Here is a 17,846-nt window from a genome sequence, read left to right on the forward strand (position 1 = left end):
GATGGACTGGGAGGGTGAGCGTCGACTACCCGCGGTTCACCCCACCGAGGCCGCTGACCGACGTGCTGCGCCGCCTCGGCCGGTCGGCGACCCTCTGCGGGCCGGGCGACGCCGCGGTGACGGGGATCAACCAGGATTCGCGTCTCGTCCGGGCCGGGGACGTGTACGCGGCGCTGCCGGGCCGCCACCGTCACGGGATCGAGTTCGTGGCCGATGCCGCGTCGCGCGGTGCGGTCGCGATGCTCAGCGACCGGAAGTCGGACGTCCTGCCGACGATCGTGGTGGACGATCCGCGCCGGGTTCTCGGTCCGCTGGCGTCGTGGGTGTACGGCGATCCGTCCGAGGCGCTCGACGTCTACGGGGTGACCGGGACGAACGGGAAGACCAGCACCGTGTACCTCCTGGACGCGGGACTGCGCGCGGCCGGGGCCGCCGCCGGAATGATGACGGGAATCGCGGTCCGGGGACCCGGCGGTTCACGGGCCGCGACCCGGACGACACCCGAGGCGTGCGAACTCCAGCAGACGCTCGCCGCGTTCGCCGAACAGCGGATCGGGGCGGTCGCGATGGAGGTGTCGAGCCACGGTCTCGCTCTGCACCGGATCGACGGGACGTCTTTCCGGGTGGGGGTGTTCACCAATCTCGCCCGCGACCATCTGGACTTCCACCCCGACATGGACGCGTATTTCGCGGCGAAGGCCCGATTGTTCGAACCGGGGCACTGCGCCGCGGCAGCGATCGGCGTCGACGACGAGTTCGGGCGCCGCCTCGCTGCCACCGTCACCGTGCCCCGCGTGACGTTCTCGTCGAGGACGCCGGCGGCCGACTTCTACGCCTCCGCCGTGCACGCGGATGAGGGCGGCACGTCGTTCACGCTCCGCGGCGCCGGGGCGCGGAAACCGGTGCGGCTCCGGCTACTCGGAGTGCATCAGGTGGACAACGCACTCGCGGCGATCGCCGCCCTCGCGGCTCGCGGCGTGGATCTCGACGCGGCGGTCGCCGGGATCGAGACCCTCGACACCGTGCCCGGACGGCTGGAGGCGGCACTCCGCCGGCTCGTCGTACGCTAGGCCGACAGTGTCTCGTGCCGGGCGAGTTCGGCGAGAATCCGGGCGACGAGGTCGTCGAGATCGGCGCCGGTGGTGTCGAACGCGAGATCCGGGGTCTCAGGGGCCTCGTACGGTGCGTCGATCCCGGTGAGGCCTCGGAGTTCGCCTGCCCGCGCCCGGGCGTAGAGCCCCTTGGGATCGCGCCGTTCGCATTCGTCGACCGGGGTGCTCACGTGGATCTCGAGAAACGGCAGGCCCGCGGCCTCGTTGAGCGCCCGGGCAATCGCCCGGTCCGATCGGAGCGGCGAGACCATCGACGCGATGGCGACCACCCCGGCGTCCGCGAACAACCGGGTGAGGTGGCCGACGCGGCGGATGTTCTCGGCCCGGTCACCGGGTGAGAAACCCAGGTCGTCCGAGATGCCGTGCCGGACGTTGTCGCCGTCGAGAAGGTACGCGGTCCGGCCGGCGTCGACGAGCGTCCGTTCGAGCGCGACCGCGACGGTCGACTTTCCGGACGCGGGCAGCCCGGTGAGCCAGATGGTGGCGCCCCGCTGCCCGGTCGCGGACCAGCGTCGATCCCGTTTCAGCGACGACGGATGCCACTTGATGTCGTGCCGGGTCTGCTCGCCAGGAACCACTTCGCGGGTGTCGCTGACGGTTCCGGCGCCGACGGTGTCGTTGCTCTGCTCGTCGATGAGGATGAACGCACCCGCGTCGCGATTGGTGGCGTACGGGTCGGCGAGCACCACCGTGCTCGTCCGGAGCGTGATTCGGCCGATGTCGTTGAGGGCGAGTTCGCTGGGGGAGTCGTGTTCTTCGAGGGTTTCCGGGTCGAGCCGGGTGTGCAGCTCCTGCACCGTGGCGCGCACGGTGCGGCTGGTGTGCTTGAGGGCCACCCGGTCGCCCGCCCGCAGCGGCGTCTCGCTGAGCCAGCACACGGTCGCGTCGATCTCGCGGGCCGGGACGGGTGCGGTGGCATCGGTCGCCGCACTGACGACGAGGTCGCCGCGGGCGACGTCGACGTCGTCGGCGAGTTCGAACGACACCGACAGCGGCGCGACCGCGACGGCCCGGTGCGGATCGAGGGTGTCGAGGGCGGTGACCGTGCTGCGGGAACCGGCAGGCAGCACCACCACCTCGTCCCCGACGGACAGGGTGCCCGCCGACAGCCGGCCGGTGTAGCGGCGCCGCTGATGGTCCGTGGGACGCGCGACCCACTGGATGGGCAGGCGCAGTTCGGACGCGACGGCCGACGGCGCGGCGAGTTCCACGCCTTCGAGATACTCGAGGAGCGTGGGCCCGTTGTACCAGGGCGTCGAATCCGACCGCGTGACCACGTTGTCTCCCCGGGTGGCGGACACCGGGATCACCGTGACGTCGCGGCCGCCGAGGCGCTGCGCGAGCAGGCCGAGTTCGGATTCGACTTCCTTGAACCGGGTCTCGTCGAAGTCGACGAGGTCGATCTTGTTGACCACCGCGACCAGGTGCGGAACGCCGAGGAGGTCGGCGATCCGGGCGTGGCGCCGGGTCTGCCGGAGCACCCCGGTGCGCGCGTCCACCAGCAGCACGGCCACGTGGGTGTTCGACGCCCCGGTGAACATGTTGCGGGTGTACCGTTCGTGCCCCGGTGTGTCGGCGAGGACGAAACTCCGAGTCGGCGTCGAGAAGAAGCGATAGGCGACGTCGATGGTGATGCCCTGCTCGCGTTCGGCCCGCAGACCGTCCGAGAGCGCGGCCAGGTCCGCCTCACCGTCGGCGTTCGTCACCGCCTCGAGATGGTCGGTGGGCAGGCTTCCGGTGTCGTGGAGGAGGCGGCCGATGAGGGTGCTCTTCCCGTCGTCGACGCTGCCCGCGGTGGCGAGTCGCAGCAATTGGCGAGGCCGGCCGGTGGTGGTCATCAGAAGTACCCCTCGCGCTTGCGGTCTTCCATCGCGGCAACGGAAGTCCTGTCGTCGGCCCGGGTTTCCCCGCGTTCGGAGACCGTGGCCGCGGCGATCTCCTCGATCACGCCGGCGACGTCGCCGGCATCCGAACGCACCGCGCCGGTGATGGTGAGGTCCCCGACGGTGCGATACCGCACCCGGAGCCGTTGCACCAGTTCGCTTTCGGTGGGCAGCGTGTACTCGGACAGCCCGAGCAGGATGCCGTCGCGCTCGAACACCTGCCGTTCGTGGGCGAAGTAAATCGACGGCAGTGCGAGCTTCTCGAGTTCGATGTAGCGCCAGATGTCGAGTTCGGTCCAGTTGCTGAGCGGGAACACCCGGACCTGCTCGCCGCGGCGAATCCGCCCGTTGTACAGCGACCACGGCTCGGGGCGCTGCGAACGCGGATCCCACTGCCCGAACTCGTCGCGGAAGCTGAGTACCCGCTCCTTTGCGCGGGCGCGTTCCTCGTCGCGGCGCGCGCCACCGAAGGCGGCGTCGAAGCGGTGCTCCTCCAGGGCGTCGAGCAGGGTCCGGGTCTGCAACCGGTTCCGGGACGTGCCGGGACCGCCCGTTTCGGTGACGCGGCCCTTGTCGATCGACTCCTGCACCGACGCGACGATCAGCCGGTGACCGTCCTCGGCGAGCCTGCGATCGCGGAATTCGATCACCTCGGGGAAGTTGTGCCCGGTGTCGACGTGCAGGACGGGAAACGGCAACGGGGACGGCCGGAACGCCTTCTCCGCCAGCCTCAGCAACACGATCGAATCCTTGCCTGCCGAGAACAGCAGCACCGGTCGCTCGAGTTCCGCGACCACCTCGCGGATGATGTGCACGGCCTCCGCCTCCAGCGCGCGGAGTTCGTCGACGTGTGCGTCCGTGTCGGTGGACGGTGCGGCGGTCACAGCGGAAGTCCGTTCGCGGCGGCCTCGGACCGGTATCGCTCGACCCACTCCTTGGAGCGGCCGTCGCTCTGCCGTTTCAGCGGCGGCGGGGGCGCGAGATCGGCGTCGAGGCCGAGTTCGACAAGCACCTTCGCCGCCGTCGCCTGCGGGGCCGCGACGAGATCGTCGAAACTGATGTCGATGTGGTCGAGGCCCTCCGTCTCGAACCAGTTGCGCCACTGCACATCCTGATCGCGGAGGATGCGGGCGAGGTGGGCGATGCCGTCCGCGTGGTACTCGGCGCCGTCGTGCGGAGCGGGTGGGGTGGCGTCGTCGCGCCACACCTGGGTCTGCACCGCCCGCCACATCGATACCGCCTGCGCGACGACGTCACGCCGGTAGACGTGGATGAAGGCGAGGTCGCGGTCCAGGATGTCGCCGAGGGCGGACCGCAGGTCGTCGCCGGACCGGTCCGGAAGTCCGGCGGCGCGGTCGAGGACGAGCGGCACCTGGTTCCACATCAGCTTGCCGCCCCACACGCCGTTGGGGGTGCGCCCGACGCTGAGCAGTTGATCGCGCCACTGCTCCGCGGTGCGGGTGTCGGCGGTTCCCGGTTCGAGCGGGGCGAGCAGGGAGAGCACCGTCTCGTCGGTGACCGACTCGAACCACTGCCGTGGCTGCGGTGACCGGCTGGTGGACGGCAGGTACTGGAAGAACTCCTCCGGGTTGCCGGCCACGGTCGTGGCACGAAGGGATTCGACGAGCAGCGTGCTGCCGCTGCGCTGCGACGCGCAGACGAGATATGAGCGTGGCTCCGACATGCCGGAAACTATAAGGGCGAAATTCGGTGCCGCAATCGGGACGAAATCGAATTTGCGTGATGGAAACACTTGATTTATCCGCGGCGGTCGATTTGTCGGATCCGGCGTCATGGCGGTGCGTTGATCGAGCAGCTCAGGGCAGTTTTCGGGAACGCCGATCCGGTTCGCTCGTCGCCGGAAGAATGGCGTAGCGACAGGCGAATATGAATCAGGCTGATTTTAACGACCGAAATGGACTCTGCCGTGGTCAGCCTTTCCGGCAGATGAGGACCGGACACCGGGCGTGGTGGATGAGGCTCTGGCTCGTCGAACCGACGATCGACGCGGTGAACGGATTTCGCCCGTGGCTGCCGACGGCGATCAATTGCGCGCCGAAGGAGTACTCGAGGAGCACCTTCATCGGCCCGCCGCGCTCGAGGCAGCGGGTGACCTCGACATCGGGATACTTCTCGCGCCACCCGGCGAGGCTCTCGGCGAGCCACGCCTCCTCGTGCTGCACCAGATCGGACCAGTCGGTGAAGCGGCGTTCCTCCGAATACCACGCACCGAGGGTGGAATGCTCGGCCCACGTGTGCACCGCGACGAGGGGAGCGCCGAAGAACGCCGCGAACTCGAACGCATGGGCCACCGCCATGTCGCTGAGTTCGCTTCCGTCCACACCGACCACGACGGGACGCGTCTCGCTGACCTCGTGGCCCTGGATGCCGCGCCAGACGACCACGGGGCATTCGGCTCGATTCGACACCCGGACCACGTCGGAACCGGCGACCACGGATTTCATCTCACTCGTGGCCGCGGGCCCGAGAACCAGCATCCGGGCCGTCTTGGACAGTTCCACCAACGCGTGGGCGGGTGGGCCGGGATGGGTACTGCGCTCCACTTCCAGGTCATGCTGCCCGTTCAGGACGATGCGCTCGGCGGCGTCGAGGAACTCATCGCCTTCAGGGTGACCGTCGCCGCTCCCGGAATTCGGATGCTTGGGTAACACGTGGACGAGGCGCAGCGGCTCCTCGAAGCGCCGCGCGGCGGAGGCAGCCCACGCCGCCGCCTCCAGTGCGCCGTCCGATCCGTCGATGCCTGCCACGATGCCGCGTCGAATCCGTGCTGTGCTCATGGGGGGTGCTCCTCACCTCCATTCCAGTTTGATCCAGGACGGCGGCGACGCGCCAGAGGTAAATCGGCAGGCGGCCGATCCCGGTGCGATCGACGTGGTCCGCGGGGATACTCGGGTGACCGGCGAGCGAAGACGAACCGAAGGGGCGACGGACCACATGGCGAAGCGGACGAGCGGCTCGAACGGGGGACGAGGAGACTCTCCCTCGCAGCTGATAGATGCGCGCATCGAGGAGCTGGGTGACTGGCGGGGCGAGGTGCTCGCCCGGATCCGGGCTCTCGTCACGCAGGCCGACCCCGACGTGGTCGAGGAGTGGAAGTGGCGAGGGGTCCCGGTGTGGTCGCACGACGGAATGGTCTGCACCGGTGAGACGTACAAGAACGCCGTGAAGGTGACGTTCGCGAAGGGCGCGTCGCTGGACGACCCGGCCGGTCTGTTCAACTCCAGCCTCGAGGGCAACACCCGGCGCGCCATCGACTTCCACGAGGGCGACACGGTCGACGAGAAGGCGTTCCAGGCGCTCGTTCACGCCGCCGTGGCGCTGAACACCTCCTGAGGTATGGGGCAAGGGACACCTCCTGGGGTATGGGGCAAGGGGTTTCGCTCGCCGAGGCACCGGTTCACCTGGGGTTTCCCTCCGTTTCGGTGGTGCGGTGAACCGGAGGCGCGGGTGAACCGTGTGTACTGCTGGGAGGTGGTGACCGATGCCGGATGCCCAGACGGAGCTCATGCACGCGCTGTACGAGGAACATGCCCCGGCAGTGTGGCGGTATGCCCTCCGGCTGACCGGCGACCGCGCCCGCGCCGAGGACATCGTGCAGGAGGTACTGCTGCGCGCCTGGAAGCATCCGAACGTGCTCGACCAGTCGGAGTCCTCGGCTCGGGCGTGGTTGTTCACGGTCGCCAGGAACCTCGTGTTCGACGAGCACCGCAGTGCCCGCTCCCAGCGTGAGGTCGGGATGAGTTCGACACCCGAACGGGCGGCCCCGGACGGTTCGGAGGGCGCACTCGACGCGTGGATGATGGGGGATGCGCTGGCCCGGCTCAGTGCCGACCATCGTGCGGTCCTCGTGCTCGGCTACTACCGGGGGATGTCGACCCACCAGATCGCCGGCGAACTCGGTATACCGGAGGGAACGGTGAAATCCCGCATGCATTACGGATTGCGGGCGCTTCGATTGGCTCTGCAGGAAATGGGGGTGACCCGATGACGCTCGACGACTTCGAGTCGCACGACGATCCCTACGTCCGCTGGGACGCCGCCTATGTGCTCGGTGCCATGTCCGGCGCGGAACGGCGCGAGTACGAGGCCCACCTCGCCCACTGCGCACAGTGCTCGCAGGCCGTGTCCGAATTGGCGGGCATGCCCGGTCTGCTCGCCCTGATCACACCGGAAGAAGCGTTCGGCACGCTGTCCGACGGCGCGCCGGAGGACGAGGAGATGCCCGCACCGCGGGTGCTGACCGGGCTGGTGGGCACGGTGCGGCGGCGCCGACGCCACCGGCGAGCGGCGACGGCCCTCGCAGCCGCGGCCGCCGTGATCGCCGTGGCCGTCCCCGTCGGGGTGCTGGCGACCCAGGACCGGACACCGGACGCCCCCGTCACGGCGCTGCCCGTCCCGGACCGGGGGAACACCACCGAGGCTGTGTTCGCACCGGTGGTTCCGACGACGATCACCGCGAGCGCGTCCGTCGTGTCGACGTCCTGGGGCACGGTGATCTTCGTGGAGTGCTCCTACGAGGACACGTGGCCCGGTGACGGACGCTACGGCGCCGACACCGAGGGGTACGCGCTGACCGTGACCGATCGCTCCGGAGTGGTCACCACCGTGGCCACCTGGACCGGGGAAGCGGGGCAGACGGTGCGGCCCACGGCCACCACCAGCCTGCCCGTCGACGCGATCGCGAGCATCGACGTGCGATCCGACGACGACCATCAGGTATTGCTGACCACGGCGTTGTGAGCGGGCCGCAGGGAGCCGGCCCGGTTTCCGTACTCTCTGCAGGCTCGACCGCCGTGTCTCGCTCGTCACGACCGTTTCCGCAAAAATGTTCTGCCACCGGTGAACCCGGCCGGCACGTGGTTCGTGTGTATATCCAGTGGGTGATCACAGTTCGCCCCATCCGATCCACGACACGGGGGTCTGCCGATGAATCTCACGCATCACGAGCCACGTAAAACCGGTCGGAGCATGCGCGTCGCCGACCACATCGTCGCGGTACTGGCCGCGGAGGGGGTCGAGCACGTCTTCGGTGTCGGAGGCGCGAACATCGAGGACCTGTACGACGCGCTGCACCGCTCCCCGGACGTCGAGGGTGTCGTCGCCAAACACGAGTTCTCGGCGACGACCATGGCCGACGGATACGCCAGAACCGCGAACCGGACAGGTGTGGTCGCCGCGACGTCGGGCGGCGGCGCGCTCAATGTGATCGCCGGACTCGGTGAGGCGTTCGCGTCCCGGGTGCGCCTGCTGGCACTGATCGGGCAACCGCCGACGTCGCTCGAAGGGTCGGGCGCGTTCCAGGACACGAGTGGGCTGGCGGGGTCGATCGATGCGTACCGGTTGTTCGGCGAGGTGTCGCTGTACTGTGCGCGCGTCGAATCACCGCTCGACCTCGACCGCCAACTCTCCGAGGCGCTCGCGGCGGCGCGTCGCGGCGGACCGGCAGTACTGCTGCTGCCGAAGGACATTCAGCAGGCGATCGGCGAGTTCCCGGAACCGCACCGAACGGTTCCGGCCGCACCGTGCGCTGCCACCACGGACGTCACGCGGCTCGCCGAGGCCCTGCGCGACGACTACGGCCGTATCACCGTCATCGCAGGCGACGAGGTCGCGCGGGCAGGCGCGCGAGGGGAACTCGCGGAACTCGCGCACGTGCTCGGGGCGCGAGTGGCCGTCACACCCGACGCGAAGGACGTGCTCGACCCGGCGGCGCCGGGACGACTCGGGATCACCGGCGCGATGGGGAACCCGGATGTGATCGAGGCACTGCAGGATTGCGACCTCTGTCTGCTCGTCGGCACCCGACTGCCGGTGATGGCACGGGGAGGGCTCGACACCGTACTGGAGAAGACGCTGGTGTACAGCGTCGGGTCGGCGACGCCGTATGTGCAGGCCCAGCACGTCCCGACCCGGGATCTACGGGCGACGCTGCGCGGACTCGTCGCCGACATCGGACCGGCAGCCTCACCGGTACCCGTCGCGCATTGCGATCCGACTCCGATCGACGTACCTCGATCGGGCACGTCGGGCCTGCGCTACACGGATGCGGTGACAGCGCTCGCCGCGGCGCTGCCCGACGGCGCCGACGTGTTCGCGGACGCCGGGAACACGGGCGCCGCTGTGGTGCATCACCTTCCGGTCGCGAGTGCAGGCCGGTTCGTGGTGGCGCTCGGAATGGGCGGGATGGGCTACACCTTCGGCGCCGCGATCGGTTCCGCGTTCTCGCGGGGCCGCCGCACGTTCGTGATCGCCGGCGACGGCGCGTTCTACGCGCACGGACTCGAGATCCACACGGCCGTCGAGTACGACGTGCCGGTCACGTTCGTCGTATTCAACAATAACGCCCACGCGATGTGCCTCACGCGCGAACAGGTGTATTACGAGGGCGCCTACACCTACAGCCGGTTTCGTCCCGCTCGCATCGCGGCCGGAGTCGGCGCACTGCTCCCCGGACTGCCGTGCCACACGGTCGACACCCACGCCGCCCTGGCCGACGCGCTGCGGTCCACGACGGAGTCGACGGGACCCGCTGTCATCGAGGTCGTCTGCGACCCCGACGAACTACCGCCGTTCCTGCCGTTCCTGACCGCACGCGGCACAGCCGAGAGAATCGAACCCCGAGAAGGAGCACGCCGATGACCGCCCACGAGATCGCACCGCTGCCCGACCTTCCCGCCGACCTGCCGGGCCTCGTCCGCATCGAGACCTCGGACCGTCACGCGACGACACCGATCATCATGGACATGTTGAGGTCGGTGTACCCGCACGACCAGGTGTTCGGAAAGTACTGCACCGTACAGGAATACATCGACTGCCCGCCGGACGAGGTGTTCCGCTACCTCTCGCACACCCGGAGCCTCGAGGAATGGACGTACAGCCTGCGGGGATTCACCCCCGCAGGAGAACCCGGGCTGTGGCTCGCGTACGACCGGCTGGGCGACACGACCGAGATCTACACGCGCACCGTGGCACACCCCGCCGCGATGACCGTCGACTATCACTGCGCCTGGGACCAGGGGAAACACCTGTGGATGGTGTACCTCATGCGGGTGGTGGACGCGCGCACGGTCCTCGACGTCGACGGATCCGTCGTGCTGTGGACCAACTGCCGCCACCCGTTCTACGACGAGAATCCCTACCCCGAGACCGCTCCCGCGGACCGGGTTCCGTGGGTGGGCGACTTCTGGGAGATGTTCGCCGCCGGACACCAGCTCGAGATGAGCAATCTCAAGGCGATCTGCGAATACCGATGGGCGAACGACCTGCCCGTGACCCCGACCTGGATGAGTGAGTGAGACATGGACACCGTCAGCCTGATCGACATCGCCGGCTACCTGCCCGAGAACCGGGTGGGAGCAGACTATTTCGCCCAATTCGCCGCCTCCGACCGACTCGCCGAGAACATCATGTTCCGGGCGCCGAAATTCCGTCACCACATCGCGAGCGACGAGAACGCCGTCGACATGGCCGAACGCGCGGTCGCCCCGCTGATCGAACGGAACGGCTCCGAACTCGTCTCCAACGTGGACATCCTCATCACCCACACCCAGCTGCCGGACGTCCCGGTCCTGGGCACCGGCGGAGAACTCGCGCGCCGGCTGGGGATCACCCCGGACTGGGTGGTGGACCTGCACAACGGGGGCTGCGCGTCGTTCGTGTACATGATCAAGCTGGCGCGGCAGATCATGCAGACCGGTGACGCCTCGACCGCCCTGATCGTGTCGGTGCAGAACAGTGCCGGTCAGATCTTCACGCAGTCGGACGTGCGCGTGCTGGCGCAGTCGGCGGTGCCGGGTGACGGCGCGGGAGCGTGCCTGCTGGTGAAATCGCAGGCCGGGCCGGTGCTCGGACTCGAATGCCGGACCTACCCCGAGTTCGCCGGGGACATGACGGCCGCCGTCGATCCGCCGCGCAAGTACTGGGAGGCGGGAACCGGCCAATTGCACATCGGGTTCACCGAAACGAAGATCGCGAAGGTCTTCGCCCGCGGGAACCGGCTGGTCCCCGAGGTGGCGCTTGCGGTGTGCAAGCAGATCGGCATCACCCCGGACGAGATCGACACCCTGGTCACCAACCAGCCCAACCGGCTGTTCCTCCGCAACTGGCGGGACGCACTCGAGCTTCCGGCGGAACGACACCCCGACACGTTCGACGAATGTGGGAACCTGTTCGGCGCCGCGATTCCCGTCACCCTCGACCTCGAGAACCGGGCGGGCCGGATCCCCAACGGCTCCCTGGTGATGATGTCCGCCTTCGCGCACGCGGGCGACTTCGCCGGCGCCGGGGCCATCCGATGGGGCGCCGCCCCGGTGGGGGTGTGAGATGACCGCTCCGACCCTTGCCGGCCCCGGCGTGAGATTCGATCTCGCGCTGAGCGAGAACCCCTTCGCCCCACTGCCCTCCGTGCTCGCCGCGCTCGACGGTGTCATGCGTCAGGCGCATCGGTATCCGGAGTTCCTGCCCGACCGGCTGGTCGGGGTCATCGCGGATCACGAAGGGCTCGACGCCGATCAGATGGTGGTGGGCGAGGGTGCCACCGGCGTCGCCCTGCAGATCATGCGCTCCGTCGCCGGGCCGGGAGAGCGGATCGTGTTCACCGCCCCGACATTCGACGGGTACCCGATCCTCGCGCGGATCGCGGCCCTCGACGCGGTGCCGGTACCGATCCGAGCGGACGGCGGGCAGGATCTGGCGGCGATGGCGGCCGCGATCGACGACCGCACCCGGCTCGTCGTCGTGTGCCGCCCGCACAACCCCACCGGAACCCTCGTCGGCACCGCCGAACTGGCCGACTTCCTCCGCCGGGTGCCGGAGCGGGTGGTCGTCGTTCTCGACGAGGCGTACGTGGAATTCGTCGACCACCGACTGGTCCTGGACGCGCACCGCATCGTCGCCGAACATCCGAACGTCGTGTTCCTGCGCACGTTCTCCAAGGCCTACGGTCTGGCCGGGTTGCGGATCGGATTCGGCTTTGCGAATGCGGCTCTGGCCCGGCGGATTCGAACGCTGCAACTGCCGTTCGGGATGGTCAGCGCCGCCGTTCCCGCGGTCACGGCGTCGTACGCCGCCGAACACGAACTCCGCACCCGGGTGTCCGCCATCGTCGCCGAACGTGAGGAACTGTGGCGCACGTTGCGGGCGGCGGGAATCCCGGTCCCGCGCAGTCACGCCAACTTCCTGTACGTCCCCGGATCGGGAGTCGGCGACGCACTCGCCCGTGCCGGCATCCACGCGCGCACGTATCCCAACGGTGACGTGCGGATTGCGGTCGGGAACCCGGACGCCGGGCGTGCGGTGGTCGCCGCGCTCAGGCCGACAGTGCTCGGTAGCGCCGCAGTTCCGCGTGCGACTGCGAGTAGCGGTCGAGCATGACGTCGAGCAGTCGGGTGTGTGGTCCGATGGTGGCCGCGTAGGTGATGCCGGGCCCGCAGGACTCCGCGGCGCGGCTCAACCGGTCCGTGAGCAGTCCCGGCGCAAGGAACCACGGTGCGATCACGATGCGTTCCGCGCCGTTCCGCCGCAGCGTCGAAATCGCCTGCTGCACCGTCGGTTCCGCCGCGGTGGCGAAGCACGTGACCGCGCCCGACCATCGGGTGCCCGCGGCGACCGCCCCCGCCAGTGCGCGCGTGCGGTCGTTGGCAGCCGGGTCGGAAGAACCGACCGCGGCGAGGACGATCCCGAGTCCGGACTCGCCGGTCGCACCGACGGCTTCGCCGATCCGGCCCCGGACGGCCTCGACCAGCCGGGCATCGTGCCCGAGAACGTCGGCCTGCCGGACGTGCAGGTGGGGATGACGGAGGCGGGCGGCATCCAGCAGAGCGGGAAGGTCGACGCGGGCGTGGAACGCGCTGCCCAGCAGCATCGGCACCACGACGGCGGAGGAATGACCCTCGGCGGCGACCGCGTCGATCACCTGGTCCACGGACGGCGCGTTGAGGTCGAGGAAGCACAACCGGACGTCGAGGTCCGGGCGCCGCTCCCGGAGCGCCGACACGGCAGCCGCCACCACCCGCGCACTGCGGGGGTCGCGACTGCCGTGGGCGACAGCGATCAGCGGAGTCATCGCACTAGACGCGCTCGCCGAGCTCCACCGCCGCGATGGCATCCCCGACGAGGCCGGCCGCGAGCGTGTTGCCGCCGGCGGGATCGATCAGCAGGAAGCTGCCGGTGTGGCGGTTCACGGTGTAGTCGTCGGCGACGATCGGCTCGGCGACACGCACCGAGATCTTGCCGATCTCGTTGAGCTCCAGCGACTCCGGGGCGGCCTCCGACGTGAGCTCCTGCTCGTTGAAACGCTCGACGAGCGTGCCCACGATGGCCTGCGTGGTGCGGGTGCCGTGCTTGAGCAGCAGGCGGGCACCGGGACGCAGCGGCTTCTCGGCCAGCCAGCAGACGGTCGCGTCGAACTCGCCGAGCGGCTCCGGGGCGTCGGCGGGAGAGGCGATGACGTCGCCGCGGGAGACGTCGACGTCGTCGGCGAGCACGAGAGTGACGCTGCGGCCGGCGTGCGCGCTGTCGAGTTCGCCGTCAGCCGTGTCGATGCGCGTGACCGTGGTGCGGACACCCGACGGCAGGATCACGACCTCGTCGCCCGGGGTCACCTCACCCGCGGCGACCTGTCCGGCGTACCCGCGGTAGTCGGGGAACTCGGCGGTCCGCGGACGGATCACGTACTGGACGGGGAACCGGAGACCGACCCGGTGGGGTTCGGCGTCGACCGGCACCGACTCGAGGTGCTCGATGAGGGTGGGGCCGTCGTAGTACGGGGTGTTCTCCGAACGCACCGCGACATTGTCGCCGCGCAGGGCCGACACCGGGATCTCGACGACGTCCTCGGACGCCCAGCCGAGGGAACTGGTCAGCGAGTTGAACTCCGCCGAGATGGTCGCGAACACGGTGGCCGGGTCCTCGACGAGGTCGATCTTGTTGACGGCCAGCACCAGCTTGGGGACGCCGAGCAGCGCCAGAACCGCAGCGTGCTTGCGCGTCTGCGAGATGACACCCTTGCGCGCGTCGACCAGCAGGATCACCAGCTGCGCGGTGGACGCACCCGACACCGTGTTCCGGGTGTACTGCACGTGCCCGGGAGTGTCGGCGAGGACGAACGAGCGGCGGGGCGTCGCGAAGTACCGGTACGCCACGTCGATCGTGATGCCCTGCTCACGCTCCGCGCGCAGGCCGTCGACCAGCAGCGACAGGTCGGGGGTGGACAGTCCCTTGTCCACCGACGCCCGGGTGACGGCGTCGATCTGGTCGGCGAGAACCGATTTCGTGTCGTACAGCAGACGGCCGACGAGGGTCGACTTGCCGTCGTCCACACTGCCGGCGGTGGCAAGCCTCAGAAGGTCGCTCATGATCAGAAATAGCCCTCTCGCTTGCGGTCTTCCATGGCCGCTTCGGAAACTCGGTCGTCGCCGCGGGTTGCGCCGCGCTCGGTCAGCCGGGACGCTGCGACCTCGGCGAGGATCGCCTCGTTGTCGCCTGCCTCGGAAAGAACTGCGCCGGTGGTGGACCCGTCGCCGACGGTGCGGTACCGCACCGACAGCGTCTGCAGGTCTTCACCCTCGGACGGTCCGCCCCACACGCCGGGCGTCATCCACATGCCGTCGCGCTGGTACACCTGGCGCTGATGCGCGTAGTAGATGCTGGCCAGTTCGACGTTGTCGCGGGCGATGTACCGCCAGATGTCGAGTTCGGTGAAGTTGCTGAGCGGGAAGACGCGGACCTGCTCACCGGGGGAGTGCTTGCCGTTGTACAGGTTCCACAGTTCGGGGCGCTGCTTCTTCGGATCCCACTGGCCGAAACTGTTGCGCAGCGAGAAGATGCGTTCCTTGGCCCGGGCCCGCTCCTCGTCGCGGCGAGCGCCACCGAAGACCGCGTCGAAACGGTTCTCGGAGATCGCGTCGAGCAGGGGAACCGTCTGCAGCGGGTTCCGGATCCCGTCGGGACGCTCGGTGAGCCGGCCGTCGGCCAGGTAGTCCTCGACCTTCGCCACGTGCAGGCGCAGGTTGTACTTGGCGACGACGTGATCGCGGAAGTCGAGGACTTCCTGCAGGTTGTGACCCGTGTCGACGTGCAGCAGCGCGAACGGCAGCGGCGCCGGCCAGAACGCCTTGATCGCCAGGTGCAGCAGCACCGTGGAGTCCTTGCCGCCGGAGAACAGGATCACGGGGCGTTCGAACTCGCCCGCGACCTCACGGAAGATGTGGATCGCTTCCGACTCCAGCGCATCGAGCGTGTCGAACTGCGTCCCGTCCAACTGCGGCCGGGCGGCGGCTTCTGCGAGGGAAGTGGAGATGTCGATGGTCATGAGGCGTGCAACCCGCATTCTGTCTTGGCCTGACCGGCCCAGCGACCGCTGCGCGGATCGCTGCCGGGGGCTGGCTTGCTGGTGCACGGAGCGCACCCGATGGACGGATAGCCCTCGTCGACGAGAGGATTCACCAGAATCGAGTGCTCGCCGATGTAGGACTGCATGTCTTCGTCGGACCACGCGGCGATCGGATTGATCTTCACCAGACCGAACGCGTCGTCGAACGAGATCAGGGGGGCGTTGGCGCGGGTGGGGGCCTCGACCCGGCGGATGCCGGTGACCCACGCCTTGTAGCCGGCGAGCGTCTTCTTCAGCGGGGCGACCTTCCGCAGTGCGCAGCACCGGTTGGGTTCGCGGGCGAACAGGTCCTTGCCCTCCGCCGCGTCCTGTTCGGCGACGCTCGCCTCGGCGCGCGCGTTGATGATGTTGACGCCGTACACCTGCTCGACGGCGTCACGGGTGCCGATGGTCTCCGCGAAGTGATAACCGGTGTCGAGGAACAGCACGTCCACGCCGGGATGAACCTGGGCGGCGAGGTGGACCAGGACGCCGTCCTGCATGTTCGAGGCGACGATGTAGTCGCTTCCGAACGTCTCCTCGGTCCACTGCAGCAACTCCCGCGCGGAGGCGCCTTCGAGACTTGCCGCCCCCTGCGCGGCAAGGAGCCGAAGGTCGTCCTGTGTGGCTGTCGCGAGATTCAACGCAAGTCTCCTTCGTCTGCGCGCACGACCCATTCCGCGAAGCGTTCACCCTCGTTGCGGTGCTTCACGAAGTGGCGGACGACGCGATCGATGTAGTCACCGAGTTCGGCGCTGGTGACCTTGTGCTGGCGAAGCTTCCGGCCGAAAGCCGAATCGAATCCGAGGCTGCCGCCGAGGTGGACCTGGAAGCCCTCCACCTGGTTGCCGTCGCCGTCGTCGACGAGCATTCCCTTGAACCCGATGTCCGCGACCTGCGAGCGGGCGCAGGAGTTGGGGCAGCCGTTGATGTTGATCGTGATCGGCACGTCGAGCTGCGCGTTGATGTCGGCCAGCCGCTGCTCGAGCTCGGGAACGAGCACCTGCGAGCGCTTCCGCGTCTCCGCGAACGACAGCTTGCAGAACTCGATGCCCGAGCACGCCATCAGGTTCTTGCGCCAGTGCGACGGACGTGCGGGCAGACCCACCTCGTCCAGGTCGGCGATCAGCTGCTCGAGCTTGTCGTCGGCGACGTCGAGGATGATCAGCTTCTGGTACGGCGTGAAACGGATCTTGTCGCTGCCCGCACGCTCGGCGGCGTCCGCGACCTTGGCCAGGATCGTGCCCGACACACGACCGGCGATGGGGGCGACACCGACGGCGTTGAGGCCGTTGCGGGTCTTCTGCACACCGACGTGGTCGATCGGCCGGGTGGGCTTCTCCGGTGCGGGGCCGTCGATGAGCTTGCGCTTCAGGTACTCGGTCTCGAGGACCTCGCGGAACCGCTCGATGCCCCAGTCCTTCACCAGGAACTTCAGGCGCGCCTTGTTCCGCAGCCGGCGGTAGCCGTAGTCGCGGAAGATCGACACGACGGCTTCCCACACGTCGGGAACCTCGTCGAGCGGCACCCAGACGCCGACGCGCTGCGCGAGCATCGGGTTGGTGGACAGGCCGCCGCCGACCCACAGGTCGAGGCCGGGACCGTGCTCGGGATGGTTGACGCCGACGAACGCGACGTCGTTGATCTCGTGCACCACGTCCTGCTGGCCGGAGATCGCGGTCTTGAACTTGCGCGGCAGGTTGGAGTACTCGGGCTTGCCGATGTAGCGGCGCACGATCTCGTCGATCGCGGGCGTCGGATCGAGGACCTCGGACAGCGATTCGCCTGCCAGCGGTGAACCGAGGACGACGCGGGGGCAGTCGCCGCACGCTTCCGTGGTCTTGAGACCGACGCCCTCGAGACGCTTCCAGATCTCCGGGACGTTCTCGACCTCGATCCAGTGGTACTGGACGTTCTCGCGGTCCGAGAGGTCGGCGGTGTCGCGGGCGAACTCGGTGGAGATCCCGGCGATGGTGCGCAACTGCTCGACGTTCAGGGCGCCGGCGTCGCAGCGGACCCGCATCATGAAGTACCTGGCTTCGAGCAGGTCGATGTTCTCGTCACCGGTGAAGGTGCCGTCGTAACCCTGCTCGCGCTGGGTGTAGAGACCCCACCAGCGCATGCGGCCCCGCAGGTCGCCCTTGTCGATGCTGTCGAAGCCCTGCTTCGAGTAGATGTTCTCGATGCGGGCCCGGACGTTGAGCGGGTTGTCGTCCTTCTTGGCCTGCTCGTTGGCATTGAGGGGCTCGCGGTAGCCGAGGGCCCACTGGCCTTCGGCACGTCGCCGGGCCGGCTTCGCCGTGCGCGTGCGCGCGGGTGCTGCCTGGGCGGCAGCGGGGGAGGCGTCGGTGGTCGACGTCATGGAGCACTCCTGAATCTCACGATGCACCGGCTGAGGCCGAGGAGGAGGGCTGATCCTCGCTCGGGGCATTCGAATCCGGCCGGAAGTCGAGAAGAAAG

Annotated in this window: 16 protein-coding genes and 1 pseudogene; 8 read left to right on the forward strand and 9 right to left on the reverse strand. The window is 68.9% G+C overall.

The annotated features are described in order from the left end of the window. Positions 1-14: 14 nt before the first annotated feature. Positions 15-1,043 (forward strand): annotated as a pseudogene (locus tag BLV94_RS40930) (Mur ligase family protein); the annotation flags it as partial. Between the two features lie 23 nt (positions 1,044-1,066). Here BLV94_RS40930 and cysC read toward each other — a convergent pair. From cysC to BLV94_RS40950, 4 genes are all read right to left on the reverse strand, one after another. After that, complete coding sequence (gene cysC / locus BLV94_RS40935; protein WP_072946608.1) at positions 1,067-2,950, reverse strand: adenylyl-sulfate kinase; 1,884 nt, start codon at positions 2,948-2,950, stop codon at positions 1,067-1,069. After that, the gene (cysD, locus tag BLV94_RS40940) at positions 2,950-3,879 is read right to left on the reverse strand and encodes a sulfate adenylyltransferase subunit CysD (protein WP_072946609.1); all 930 of its coding nucleotides are present in this window, start codon (positions 3,877-3,879) and stop codon (positions 2,950-2,952) included. The genes cysC and cysD (BLV94_RS40940) overlap by 1 nt, the downstream gene beginning before the upstream one ends. After that, positions 3,876-4,679, reverse strand: a complete 804-nt coding sequence (stf0, locus tag BLV94_RS40945) for a trehalose 2-sulfotransferase (RefSeq protein ID WP_072946610.1) — start codon at positions 4,677-4,679, stop codon at positions 3,876-3,878. Before stf0 ends, cysD (BLV94_RS40940) begins: the two co-directional genes overlap by 4 nt. Positions 4,680-4,926: 247 nt before the next feature. Then, positions 4,927-5,793 carry a universal stress protein gene (locus BLV94_RS40950; RefSeq protein ID WP_072946611.1) on the reverse strand — a complete coding sequence of 289 codons (867 nt, stop codon included), beginning with the start codon at positions 5,791-5,793 and terminating at the stop codon, positions 4,927-4,929. A 157-nt stretch (positions 5,794-5,950) separates the two neighbouring features. Here BLV94_RS40950 and BLV94_RS40955 point away from each other — a divergent pair, with 157 nt between their 5' ends. The 7 genes from BLV94_RS40955 (at position 5,951) to BLV94_RS40985 (ending at position 12,388) form a co-directional block, all read left to right on the forward strand. Further along, entirely contained in the window at positions 5,951-6,349 is a 399-nt protein-coding gene (locus tag BLV94_RS40955) for a DUF1801 domain-containing protein (RefSeq protein ID WP_072946612.1), read from the forward strand. A 148-nt stretch (positions 6,350-6,497) separates the two neighbouring features. Continuing rightward, on the forward strand, positions 6,498-7,004 hold the full coding sequence (locus BLV94_RS40960) for a sigma-70 family RNA polymerase sigma factor (RefSeq protein ID WP_072946613.1): 507 nt from the start codon (positions 6,498-6,500) through the stop codon (positions 7,002-7,004). Further along, the gene (locus tag BLV94_RS40965) at positions 7,001-7,756 is read left to right on the forward strand and encodes a zf-HC2 domain-containing protein (protein ID WP_072946614.1); all 756 of its coding nucleotides are present in this window, start codon (positions 7,001-7,003) and stop codon (positions 7,754-7,756) included. The genes BLV94_RS40960 and BLV94_RS40965 overlap by 4 nt, the downstream gene beginning before the upstream one ends. A 186-nt stretch (positions 7,757-7,942) precedes the next feature. Further along, positions 7,943-9,655, forward strand: a complete 1,713-nt coding sequence (locus tag BLV94_RS40970; protein ID WP_072946615.1) for a thiamine pyrophosphate-binding protein — start codon at positions 7,943-7,945, stop codon at positions 9,653-9,655. After that, the gene (locus tag BLV94_RS40975; protein ID WP_072946616.1) at positions 9,652-10,311 is read left to right on the forward strand and encodes an SRPBCC family protein; all 660 of its coding nucleotides are present in this window, start codon (positions 9,652-9,654) and stop codon (positions 10,309-10,311) included. The genes BLV94_RS40970 and BLV94_RS40975 overlap by 4 nt, the downstream gene beginning before the upstream one ends. Positions 10,312-10,314: 3 nt before the next feature. Next, the gene (locus BLV94_RS40980) at positions 10,315-11,337 is read left to right on the forward strand and encodes a 3-oxoacyl-ACP synthase III family protein (RefSeq protein WP_072946617.1); all 1,023 of its coding nucleotides are present in this window, start codon (positions 10,315-10,317) and stop codon (positions 11,335-11,337) included. A 1-nt stretch (position 11,338) separates the two neighbouring features. Then, positions 11,339-12,388, forward strand: a complete 1,050-nt coding sequence (locus BLV94_RS40985; protein ID WP_072946618.1) for an aminotransferase class I/II-fold pyridoxal phosphate-dependent enzyme — start codon at positions 11,339-11,341, stop codon at positions 12,386-12,388. Here the strand turns inward: BLV94_RS40985 and BLV94_RS40990 are convergent. The 5 genes from BLV94_RS40990 to BLV94_RS41010 are packed head-to-tail and all read right to left on the reverse strand — an operon-like array spanning position 12,324 to position 17,748. After that, positions 12,324-13,079, reverse strand: coding sequence for a sirohydrochlorin chelatase (locus BLV94_RS40990; protein WP_072946619.1), 756 nt, complete (start codon positions 13,077-13,079; stop codon positions 12,324-12,326). The two genes, BLV94_RS40985 and BLV94_RS40990, sit on opposite strands and share 65 nt — an antisense overlap. 4 nt (positions 13,080-13,083) lie before the next feature. Then, positions 13,084-14,370: a sulfate adenylyltransferase subunit 1 gene (locus BLV94_RS40995; RefSeq protein ID WP_072946620.1), complete on the reverse strand. Its 1,287-nt coding sequence runs from the start codon at positions 14,368-14,370 to the stop codon at positions 13,084-13,086. Between the two features lie 2 nt (positions 14,371-14,372). Then, complete coding sequence (cysD, locus tag BLV94_RS41000) at positions 14,373-15,326, reverse strand: sulfate adenylyltransferase subunit CysD (RefSeq protein ID WP_072946621.1); 954 nt, start codon at positions 15,324-15,326, stop codon at positions 14,373-14,375. Beyond that, entirely contained in the window at positions 15,323-16,063 is a 741-nt protein-coding gene (locus BLV94_RS41005) for a phosphoadenylyl-sulfate reductase (protein WP_072946622.1), read from the reverse strand. Before BLV94_RS41005 ends, cysD (BLV94_RS41000) begins: the two co-directional genes overlap by 4 nt. Continuing rightward, the gene (locus BLV94_RS41010) at positions 16,027-17,748 is read right to left on the reverse strand and encodes a nitrite/sulfite reductase (RefSeq protein WP_072946623.1); all 1,722 of its coding nucleotides are present in this window, start codon (positions 17,746-17,748) and stop codon (positions 16,027-16,029) included. The genes BLV94_RS41005 and BLV94_RS41010 overlap by 37 nt, the downstream gene beginning before the upstream one ends. Positions 17,749-17,846 lie beyond the last annotated feature (98 nt).

Origin of the sequence: Rhodococcus koreensis (assembly GCF_900105905.1) — a bacterium.
GTDB lineage: Bacteria > Actinomycetota > Actinomycetes > Mycobacteriales > Mycobacteriaceae > Rhodococcus_F > Rhodococcus_F koreensis.